The sequence below is a fragment of the Agromyces humi genome (assembly GCF_009720255.1).
In the GTDB taxonomy this organism is placed as follows: domain Bacteria; phylum Actinomycetota; class Actinomycetes; order Actinomycetales; family Microbacteriaceae; genus Agromyces; species Agromyces humi.
This window is the reverse complement of sequence record NZ_WJSP02000099.1, coordinates 1-10,644: the sequence shown is the minus strand read 5'-3', so window position 1 is coordinate 10,644 and position 10,644 is coordinate 1. Positions and strand designations below refer to the sequence as shown.

Genomic DNA, 10,644 nt, shown 5'->3' with positions numbered 1-10,644 from the left:
CGATGCCGCCACCGGCCTCAGCGTCATCGCGGCGGCGCACCCGGGCAGCGCGTTCGTGACGGCCGATGCCGAGGGCGGCACGGTCACCCGGTCGACGCCGCTCGGCCGGGTGTCAGCCGGGCGGACCTCGGCCGGGTCGGTGTTCGACGTGCTCGCCGAGCGGCTCGCCGTGGCGGTCGAACCAGGCGACCCGGCAGACGCCGGCGGTCGCGACGCCGGCGTCGCCGGTCCGCTCGGCTGGTTCGGCTGGTTCGGCTACGAGCTGGGCGGCGGCCTGAACGACGTGCCGACGTCGAACGCGGACACGCCCGATGCCGCGTTCCTCTTCATCGACCGCGCCATCGTGTTCGATCACGCGACCCGCACCGTGCGGCTCGCGTGGATCGAGGACGACGGCGCCGACGCCGTCGGGGCGGGTGCGGCGTGGGCCGAGGAGCTCGCCGCGGAGCTCGACGAGCTGCCCGCGGCATCCGCGCGCCTCTCGCCGATCTCCGCTCCATCGCCCGCGGCCGACCAGGGCGAGATGCCTGCCGTGCGATGGCGCCACCACCCCGACCGCTACGCCGACCTCATCGCCGCGTGCCAGGCGGCGATCGTGCGCGGCGACGCCTACCAGCTCTGCCTCACCAACCAGGTCGACATCGACGTGAGGCCCGACCCGGCGTCGACCTACCTCCTCCTGCGTGCATCGAGTCCCAGCCACCACGGCGGGTACGTCCGGTTCGGCGACGTCGCCCTGCTCAGCGCCTCGCCCGAGCTGTTCCTGCACGTCGACGCCGACCGGATCGTCTCCACGAAGCCCATGAAGGGCACGCGCCCGCGGGGCGCCGACGCTCGACGCGACGACGAGCTGCGTCGCGAGCTGCTCGCCAGCGACAAGGAGCGCGCCGAGAACCTCATGATCGTCGACCTCATGCGCAACGACCTCGGTCGCATCGCGGAGCTCGGCAGCGTCAGCGTGACGAGCCTGCTCGAGGTCGAGGAATACGCCCACGTGCACCAGCTCGTCTCCACCGTGCAGGCCCGGCTGCGGCATCCGCTCACCGCGCTCGACGTCGTGCGGGCCGCGTTCCCCGCCGGGTCGATGACCGGCGCGCCCAAGCGCAGTGCGATGTCGATCCTGCACGCGCTCGAAGCGGGCCCGCGCGGCGTGTACTCGGGCGCGTTCGGCTATCTCGGCGTCGACGGCAGCGCCGACCTCGCGATGGTCATCCGCTCGATCGTGCTCACGCCGTCGGGGGCGAGCATCGGCACCGGCGGCGGCATCACGGCGCTGTCCGTCGCGGCCGAGGAGATCGAGGAGACCCGCGTCAAGGCGCGGGCGCTGCTCGCCGTGCTGCTCGGGGCATCCGCTCGCGTGGAGTGAGTAGGCTAAAGGTTCGGTGCGTCGCGTTCCGGCGCGCCCGCAGCACGATGTGCGGAGCGATCCCCCCGCAGCACACACACGATTGAGAGTCACGTGGCACACGATCACGACCCCGCCCACGCCGACGCCGAGTCCGGCGCGTACGACTTCGCCGCGATCCAGGCGAAGTGGCTCCCCGTGTGGGACGAGCTCCAGCCGTTCCGCGCAGGGCGCCCGGGCGAGACGAAGCCGCGCAAGTACATCCTCGACATGTTCCCCTACCCGTCGGGCGACCTGCACATGGGCCACGCCGAGGCGTTCGGCTACGGCGACACGGTCGCGCGCTACTGGCGCCATCAGGGCTTCGACGTGCTGCACCCGGTCGGCTGGGACTCCTTCGGCCTGCCCGCCGAGAACGCGGCCATCAAGCGCGGCATCGACCCGCGCGGCTGGACCTACGACAACATCGAGCAGCAGAAGCGCTCCTTCCGCCAGTACGCGCCGTCGTTCGACTGGTCGCGCGAGCTGCACACCAGCGACGCCGAGTACTACAAGTGGAACCAGTGGCTGTTCCTGAAGCTCTACGAGAAGGGCATCGCGTACCGCAAGGCCGGTCTCGTCAACTGGTGCCCCAACGACCAGACCGTGCTCGCCAACGAGCAGGTGGTCGACGGGCACTGCGAGCGGTGCGGGTTCATCGTGACGAAGAAGGCGCTCACGCAGTGGTACTTCCGTGTCACCGACTACGCCGACCGCCTGCTCGACGACCTGAACCAGCTCGAGGGCTCGTGGCCGTCGAAGGTCGTCACGATGCAGCGCAACTGGATCGGCCGATCCTCGGGTGCCGACGTGGACTTCGAGATCGAGGGCCGCGACGAGCGCGTGACGGTGTTCACGACCCGCCCCGACACGCTCTACGGCGCCACCTTCATGGTCGTCGCACCCGACTCCGACCTCGCCGCCGAGCTCGCGGCCGGGGCATCCGACGAGGTGCGCACCCGCTTCCAGGACTACCTCGACTCGGTCCGGGGCGAGAGCGACATCGACCGACTGTCGACGGAGCGGCCCAAGACCGGCGTGTTCCTCGAGCGATACGCGGTGAATCCGGTGAACGGCGAGCGCCTGCCCATCTGGGCCGCCGACTACGTGCTGGCCGACTACGGCCACGGCGCCATCATGGCGGTGCCGGCGCACGACCAGCGCGACCTCGACTTCGCCCGCGCGTTCGACCTGCCCGTGCGCGTGGTGGTCGACACGAACGCCCCGGTCACCGGGGTGATCCCGGTGATCCACCTCGACGAGCAGGGCGAGCCGATCCTGCCCGACGACCTGCCCGTGGTCGATCCCGCGTCGACCGGCATCGCCCTGGCCGGCGAGGGCCGCCTCATCAACTCGGGTCCTCTCGACGGGCTCTCCAAGTCGAACGCGATCCGACGAATCATCGAGGTGCTCGAGCAGCGCGGCACCGGTCGTGCCGCGAAGAACTTCCGCCTGCGCGACTGGCTCATCTCGCGACAGCGCTACTGGGGCACGCCGATCCCGATCATCCACTGCGCCGAGTGCGGCGAGGTCCCGGTGCCCGAGAGCGACCTGCCCGTGCGCCTGCCCGACGCCGGTGGCCTCGACCTGAAGCCCAAGGGCACGAGTCCCCTCGGCGCGGCCGAGGACTGGGTGAACGTCGCCTGCCCGAACTGCGGCGGGGCGGCTCGCCGCGACTCCGACACGATGGACACGTTCGTCGACAGCTCGTGGTACTACCTGCGCTACCTGAACCCCAACGACGACACGAAGCCGTTCGACACGGCGGAGGCCGAGAAGTGGCTGCCGGTCGACCAGTACGTCGGCGGCGTCGAGCACGCGATCCTGCACCTGCTCTACTCCCGCTTCATCACCAAGGTGCTTTTCGACCTCGGGTACCTCAGCTTCACCGAGCCGTTCACCTCCCTGCTGAACCAGGGCATGGTCATCATGGACGGCACGAAGATGTCGAAGTCCAAGGGCAACCTGGTCGAGTTCGCGAGCGAGCTCGGCGCGCACGGCGCCGACGCGTTGCGTGTGACGCTCGCCTTCGCCGGGCCCCCAGAGGACGACATCGACTGGGCGGATGTCTCGCCCGTGGGGGCGGCGAAGTTCCTCGCCCGCGCCTGGCGCATCTCCGGCGAGGTCTCGTCCACGCCCGATGTCGAATGGAAGACCGGCGACGCCGCGCTCCGACGGCTGACGCACCGACTGCTGGCCGATGCGCCCGGGCTCGTCGAGGCCTTCAAGTTCAACGTCGTCGTCGCGCGCCTGATGGAGCTCGTCAACGCGACCCGCAAGGTCATCGACTCCGGCGCCGGCCCGGCGGATGCCGCCGTGCGGGAGGCCTCGGAGGTGACGGCCATGATCCTCGACCTGTTCGCTCCCTACACCGCCGAGGACATGTGGGAGCGCTTGGGCTACCAGCCGAGCGTGGCGCTCGTGCCGTGGCGCAAGGCCGACCCCGCGCTGCTCGTCGAGGAGTCGGTCACCGCGATCGTGCAGGTCGACGGCAAGGTGCGCGACCGGCTCGAGGTGTCGCCGAAGATCGCCGGCGACGAGCTCGAGGCGCTCGCGCGAGCGTCGTCCGGAGTGGCTCGAGCGATCGGCGAACGCGAGATCGTGAACGTCATCGTCCGTGCGCCGCGGCTCGTCAACATCGCGACGCGCGGCTGATCCGCCCACTCCTCCTCGACAGCGTTCGGCCTCGCTGAGCGCTGCGGGGCTGGAGCGCTGCCCGACGGAATGAGGCGGTCGCCCTCGTAGCGTGCGGGCATGCCCGCGAGCCGAGACCACCCGTTCGACGCCCTCGATCCGGCAGCGCGGCGCGCGACGCCCCGAGCACATGCACCAGCAGGGGCGTCGTCTCGACCCCCGCTGCCGAGGAGGTGGATGCCGACGTCGATCCCGACGTCGATCCCGACCGGTCGCCGTCGCCGGCGCCCGGCTCGCCGGTCGCGACGACGCGGTCCTGCACGAGGCTGCCGGGATTCCGCCACGCGCTCGCGGAACACCGGGTCGTCGACCAGGTCCTTGCCGATGCGCTGCTGCACGAAGGACGTCGCGATGCAGGCCACGATGGCCGCGGGGATGGTGATCGCCAGGATCTGCGGGAGCCCGAAGCCGTCGGTCTCGATGAGGACGAGGTAGGCGGCCATCGCCGCCGAGACGGGGCTCGCGGTGATGCCGAGGCCGGACGTCACGGTGGAGGAGGCGAGCGCCTTCTCGGGTCGCTGGCCATTGCGGTACGCGGTCTCGTAGATCACCGGGATGAGGGCGATGAAGATGTTCGAGGTCCCCGAGAGCACCGTGAACACGAACGCCACGAGCGGCGCCACGTAGGTCAGCCGCTTCGGATTCCGCTGGATGATCTTCGAGGCGATCGACACCAGGTAGTCGATGCCTCCCGCTGCCTGCATCGCCGATGACGCCGTGATGACCGCGATGATGATGAAGAACGCATCGATGGGCGGTGAGCCCGGCGGCAACCGGAACCCGAACACCAGCACGGCCGTGCCGACGACGCCCCACAGGCCGAGGCCGATGCCGCCGGTGCGGACGCCGAGGACGATCGCGCCGATGACGACGACCGCCTGAAGGATGACGAGTGCATACTCCATTGACAACACCCCCTACATCGCCCAGCATGCCGCGGGCGTGCTGCGGGGGGAATCGTGCGATCTGCATGATGTTTCGTCCTCGATGCACGGCCAGCATGGCTTCGACGCGAGACGACGCCGCTTCGTGTCGGGGAGGCGGGCATGGTTGCTTCTGAGACGCCGGGGAAGCGGATGACGGTCATGCAGGCGACCTTCATCGGCGTCGGATCGATGGTGGGCGCGGGCATCTTCGCCCTGCTCGGGGCGGCAGGGGACGTCGCCGGGTCAGCGGTCTGGCTGTCGTTCCTCATCGCGGGGGCGATCGCAGGCCTGCAGGGCTACTCGTTCGCGAAGCTCGGCTCGACCTATCCGACCGGCGGCGGACTGCTGACCTATCTCTCCCGTGGGTTCGGCGAGGGGCACATCGCCGGAATCGGGGCCTGGCTGTTCTTCACCGCCGGATCGATCGTCGTCGCCATGATCGCCGCGTCGTTCGGCGGCTATGCGAGCTCGGTGGTCGCGGGCGGCGACCCGGGCTGGGGGAAAGCGCTCGGCGTGCTGCTCATCGTGGTGATGACGGGCTTGAACGCCATCGGGTCGAGCGCGGTGGCCCGGGTGCAGTCGGTGCTCGTCACGGTGGTGCTCTGCATCCTGGTCGTCTTCGCCGCGGTGACGATCGCGAACTGGAACCCCGAACTGCTGGCGCCGAGCGGCTATCCAGGCGTCCAGGAGATCATCGCCAGCGTCGCGCTGACCTTCTTCGCGTTCCTCGGCTTCGGCGTGATCACCTTCACGGCGAAGGACCTGCCGAACCCGACACGACAGCTGCCGAAGGCCATCTACCTGGCCCTCGCGATCGCCACCACCGTCTACGTCGCGGTCTCGCTCGGGGTGTTCGGCACGCTCACCGCCGAGCAGGTGGTGGAATACGGCACCACCGCCATCGCCGAGGCGGCCAAGCCCACTCTGGGCGAGGCGGGCTACGTGCTCATGGTGATCACGGCGCTCCTCTCGACCACGGGTGCGGTCAACGCCGGCCTCTACCCGTCCATCGGCATGACGCGCAACCTCGCGTCGATCGGACAGTTCCCTCCCGTGTTCGGGCGCTCGATCGGACGCTTCCCGGTCGGGCTGCTCGTGATGGCCGCGTTCGCGACCGTGCTCGTGGTGGGATTCGACCTCACCGCGATCGCCTCCATCGGCAGCGCGGTCGCGCTCATCGTGTTCTCCACGGTCACGATCGGCCATTTCCGGCTCTACCGCACGACGGGGGCGAACCTGATCGTGCTGGTGATCGCACTTATCGCCACGTTGGGCACACTGATCGTGTTCTGCACCACGACCCTCGTGAACGAACCGGCGACCGCCATCGCGCTGCTCGCCATCGTCGCGCTGTCGGTGATCATCGACCTGCTCTGGAAGTCGCGGCGGGACGCGCGCCGATCCCATGCTGGCGATGGCGCGCCCGAAGGGGACGACGCCTCGACGGGCTCGTGAGCCTAGTGGCCCATCCCGAGGCCGCCGTCGACGGGGATGACCGCACCCGAGATGTACCCGGCGTCGTCGCCGGCGAGCCACGCGACCACCCGGGCGACCTCGTCGGGCGAGGCGAAGCGGCCGAGCGGGATGCTCTTCTTGTACTCGGCCTGCTGCGCCTCGGGCAGCTCGTCGGTCATGTCGGTCTCGATGAATCCCGGCGCGACGACGTTCGCCGTGATGTTGCGTGCGCCGAGCTCGCGGGTGAGCGAGCGGGCCATGCCGACGAGCCCCGCCTTCGACGACGAGTAGTTCACCTGGCCGGCCGAGCCGTAGAGGCCCACGACGCTCGAGATGAGCACGATGCGCCCGAAGCGGGCCTTCAGCATGCCCTTCGACGCCCGCTTCACGACGCGGAACGCGCCCGTGAGGTTGGTGTCGATGACGCTCGTGAACTCGTCCTCGCTCATGCGCATGAGGAGGGTGTCGCGCGTGATGCCGGCGTTCGCCACGACGACCTCGACGGGACCGAGCGCCGCCTCGATCTCGCTGAACGCCTGGTCGACGGATGCGGCATCCGTCACGTCGGCCCGGACCGTGAGCGATCCCTCGGGGCCCTCGCCCGAACGGGCGGTGACGGCGACGCGGTGTCCTTGGGCGATGAATTCCTGGGCGATCGCGTAGCCGATGCCCCGGTTGCCGCCGGTCACGAGGACGGTTCGGCTCGTCGTCATGATGGACTCCGTTTCTCGCGTTCGCGGATGCGTGTCGGCCGATCGGCCCGTCCCAGCATAGAGGCTCGCCGATCGGGGGTCAGGGAGGCCGCGGCGGACGTAGGCTTGAGGGTGAGGAGAGCCGCGCGACCCCACGGCGACCACCATGAAGCAGCAGCAGTCGATCACCTCGCTGCCGCCTTCGCCTGACGCGGAGCGGCGCGCGCGCATGATCAAGTACACGATCGCGATGACGATCCGCGTCGCCTGCATCTTCGCCCTGCTCTTCGCGAAGGGCTGGTGGCTCGCGGTGTTCGCGGCCGGCGCGATCTTCCTCCCCTACGTCGCGGTCGTGCTCGCCAACGTGGGCGGCCCGTCGCGGTCACCCGAGGTGCTGCGTCCCGGCGGGCTCGTCCCGGTCACTCCCCCGGCGCCTGGATCCGAGGGTCCGGCGGGCCGATACGAGGCAGATCCCGCCGACCCTGGGAGGTCCGACCAGCCCGGACCCGAGGCATCCGGTCGCCCCGACCCCACGGCATCCGACCGGCCCGACGACGAGCGCGGTGCCGCGTGATCGGGGGCATCGGGGCGGATGCCGCCCCCGACGTCTGCTCGCGCGCCGCGTGCCGCGCGACCGCCTCCTGGCGCATCGACTGGCAGAACCCGCGTATCCACACCGGTGACCGCTGGAAGACCTGGCTCGCCTGCGACGAGCACGTCGAGTACCTCAGGGGATTCCTCGAGGCACGGTCGTTCCCCGTGCGCGTCGCCGCGTTCGACGCGGCGTCGGATGCCGCGACGGGAGTCGATGCGTGAACGACTGGCGCTTCCTCCGCTCGCCGCGGTGGGCGGGCTACCTGGCCCTCGTGATCGTGTTCGCGATCGCCTGCTGCGCGCTCGGCACCTGGCAGCTGAACCGCCGCGCCGAGGCGCTCGCCGAGGTCGCCAGGATCGACGCCAACTACGACGCCGAGGCGATCCCGGTGGCCGAGGCGCTGCCCGACCCGGCCGGCTTCGAGGTCGACCAGCGGTGGCGGGTGGTGGCGCTCTCGGGCGAATACCTCGCCGACGAGGAGGTCGTGGTGCGCAACCGTCCGTTCGAGGGCAGCTCGGGGTTCGAGGTGGTGACGCCGTTCCGGCTCGACGATGGCACCGTGTTCATGGTGAACCGCGGCTGGATCGCGCAGGACTCCGACGGGCGGCCGAGCGCATACGACCCCGCGCCCTCCGGGCACGTCGACCTCGAGGCGCGACTGAAGGCGGGTGAGGGCCGCATCGCCGGCCGCACGTCGACCGGCATCGAGTTCGCCACGATCGACCTCGACGAACTCGCCGAGCGGGTGGGCGAGCCGAGCTACACCGGTGCCTACGGCATCCTCGTGCAGGACGGCGCCGACGCCGACGAACCGCCCCTGGCCGCGGCACGCCCGGTGCGCGACGAGGGTCCGCACCTGTCGTACGCGCTGCAGTGGTTCGTCTTCGCACTGCTCGGCTTCATCGGGCTCGGCTGGGCCGCGAACCAGGAACGGCGGGGCCTCGCCGAGGCATCCGGCTCACCCGAAGCGCCCACGGCGCCGCGCGAACGCAAGCCGTCACGCGAGCGTCGGGACGCCGACGTCGAGGACGAGATCCTCAACCGACAGCAGGTCGGGCCGGCAGGTCGGCCGGTCAGGCGAGCTCGATGAGCTCCTGGTACTCGCGGCTCCAGTGGTCTTCCGTGCCATCGGGCATGATGAGCACCCGCTCGGGGTTCAGCGCCTCGACCGCGCCGGGGTCGTGCGAGACGAGCACGACCGAGCCCTCGTAGTGCGCGAGCGCATCGAGGATCTCGGCGCGGCTCGCGGGATCGAGGTTGTTCGTCGGCTCGTCGAGCAGCAGCACGTTCGCGCCGGACACCACGATCATCGCGAGCGCCAGCCGGGTCTTCTCGCCGCCCGAGAGCACTCCCGCAGGCTTGTGCACGTCGTCGCCCGTGAAGAGGAACGAGCCGAGCACCTTGCGGGCCTCGGTCTCGGTGAGGTTGGGTGAGGCGCTCACCATGTTCTGCAGCACGCTGCGCTTCACGTCGAGCGTCTCGTGCTCCTGCGCGTAGTAGCCGACGCGCAGGCCGTGCCCGGCTTCGACGACGCCCGTGTCGGGGCGGTCCACGCCGGCGAGGATGCGCAGCAGCGTGGTCTTGCCCGCGCCGTTCAGGCCGATGATGACGACCTTCGAGCCGCGATCGATCGCCAGGTCGACGGCGGTGAAGATCTCCAGCGAGCCGTAGCTCTTCGAGAGGTCGTTCGCGGTCAGCGGGGTGCGGCCGCACGGCGCCGGGGTCGGGAAGCGGAGCTTCGCCACCCGGTCGACCGCACGCACGTCCTCGAGCCCGGCGAGGAGCTTCTCCGCGCGCGCGACCATCTGGTGCGCCGCGGCCGCCTTCGACGCCTTCGCACCGAAGCGGGCCGCCTGCAGCTGCAGCGCGCCCGCCTTCTTCTCGGCATTCGAGCGCTCCTTCTTGCGGCGCTCCTCGTCGGCGGCGCGCTGGCGCTGGTAGTGCTTCCAGCCCATGTTGTAGATGTCGATGACCGAACGGTTGGCGTCGAGGTAGAAGACGCGGTTCACGACCTCGCCGACGAGCTCGACATCGTGGCTGATCACGATCACGCCGCCCTTGTAGCCCTTGAGGAACTCCCGGAGCCAGACGACCGAGTCGGCATCGAGGTGGTTGGTGGGCTCGTCGAGGATCATCGTCTCGGCATCCGAGAACAGGATGCGCGCGAGCTCGATGCGCCGGCGCTGGCCGCCCGACAGGGTCTTCAGCGGCTGGTCGAGGATGCGGTCGGGCAGGTTGAGGTTCGACGCGATCGACGCCGCCTCCGCCTCGGCCGCGTATCCGCCGAGCGCCGTGAAGCGGTCGGTGAGGTTGCCGTACTTCTTCATCGCCCGTTCGGCGACCGCGGGGTCGTCGCTGCCCATGTTCATCGACGCCTCGTGCATGCCCAGCACGAGCGATCCCAGCCCGCGCGCATCGAGGATGCGCGTGCGCGCGAGCATCTCGGGATCGCCCGAGCGGGGATCCTGGGGAAGGTAGCCGATCTCGCCCGAACGGTCGATCCTGCCGCCCGTGGGCAGCGTCTCGCCGGCGAGGGTCTTCGTGAGGGTGGTCTTGCCCGCGCCGTTGCGGCCCACGAGCCCCACCTTGTCGCCCGGGGACACGCGGAAGTCCACGTGTTCCATGAGCACGCGTGCGCCGACGCGGATCTCGAGATCATGGACGGCGAGCACGGGGATCCTCCGGCGGAAGTGGTGGGTGAGGGCGTGCCGAGCGGCACAGCCCCCCAGTCTATCGCCCGGCGCGTCCGTCGCTCGCCGGACCGGATGTCACCGGCATCCGCCAGACTCGGGCGTGACGTCGATCGCGATGATCTTCGCGCGACTCCGCGAAGGCCGCAGCATCCACCCGCGGCATCAACCAGCGCCGAACGCGGGGAAGCGGATGACGGTCATGGTA

General features: G+C 70.3%; 8 protein-coding genes and 1 pseudogene. 6 read left to right on the top strand and 3 right to left on the bottom strand.

Annotation, left to right across the window (positions count from 1 at the left end; genetic code table 11):
• Positions 1-1,366, top strand: a 1,366-nt coding sequence (gene pabB, locus GH736_RS10330) for an aminodeoxychorismate synthase component I (RefSeq protein WP_159602858.1), incomplete at its 5' end; no start/stop codon positions are given.
• 93 nt (positions 1,367-1,459) lie between these two features.
• Complete coding sequence (leuS, locus tag GH736_RS10325) at positions 1,460-4,039, top strand: leucine--tRNA ligase (RefSeq protein ID WP_159602856.1); 2,580 nt, start codon at positions 1,460-1,462, stop codon at positions 4,037-4,039.
• A gap of 314 nt (positions 4,040-4,353) precedes the next feature.
• Here the strand turns inward: leuS and GH736_RS10320 are convergent.
• Positions 4,354-4,983: pseudogene (locus GH736_RS10320) on the bottom strand (SLC13 family permease); the annotation flags it as partial.
• 141 nt (positions 4,984-5,124) lie between these two features.
• On the opposite strand from GH736_RS10320, the gene GH736_RS10315 reads away from it, so the two are divergent.
• Entirely contained in the window at positions 5,125-6,459 is a 1,335-nt protein-coding gene (locus GH736_RS10315) for an APC family permease (protein ID WP_159602854.1), read from the top strand.
• A 2-nt stretch (positions 6,460-6,461) separates the two neighbouring features.
• Here the strand turns inward: GH736_RS10315 and GH736_RS10310 are convergent, their stop codons facing one another.
• Positions 6,462-7,172, bottom strand: coding sequence for a beta-ketoacyl-ACP reductase (locus tag GH736_RS10310; RefSeq protein ID WP_159602852.1), 711 nt, complete (start codon positions 7,170-7,172; stop codon positions 6,462-6,464).
• 145 nt (positions 7,173-7,317) lie between these two features.
• Here GH736_RS10310 and GH736_RS10305 point away from each other — a divergent pair, with 145 nt between their 5' ends.
• Genes GH736_RS10305 through GH736_RS10295 form a run of 3 tightly spaced genes read left to right on the top strand, consistent with a single transcriptional unit; the run spans position 7,318 to position 8,836 of the window.
• Entirely contained in the window at positions 7,318-7,725 is a 408-nt protein-coding gene (locus tag GH736_RS10305) for a DUF3099 domain-containing protein (RefSeq protein ID WP_159602850.1), read from the top strand.
• On the top strand, positions 7,722-7,967 hold the full coding sequence (locus GH736_RS10300) for a hypothetical protein (RefSeq protein WP_407922336.1): 246 nt from the start codon (positions 7,722-7,724) through the stop codon (positions 7,965-7,967). Before GH736_RS10305 ends, GH736_RS10300 begins: the two co-directional genes overlap by 4 nt.
• Positions 7,964-8,836, top strand: a complete 873-nt coding sequence (locus GH736_RS10295) for an SURF1 family cytochrome oxidase biogenesis protein (RefSeq protein ID WP_159602848.1) — start codon at positions 7,964-7,966, stop codon at positions 8,834-8,836. The genes GH736_RS10300 and GH736_RS10295 overlap by 4 nt, the downstream gene beginning before the upstream one ends.
• On the opposite strand, the gene GH736_RS10290 is transcribed toward GH736_RS10295, so the two are convergent.
• Positions 8,820-10,418, bottom strand: coding sequence for an ABC-F family ATP-binding cassette domain-containing protein (locus GH736_RS10290; protein WP_159602846.1), 1,599 nt, complete (start codon positions 10,416-10,418; stop codon positions 8,820-8,822). The two genes, GH736_RS10295 and GH736_RS10290, sit on opposite strands and share 17 nt — an antisense overlap.
• Positions 10,419-10,644: the final 226 nt, after the last annotated feature.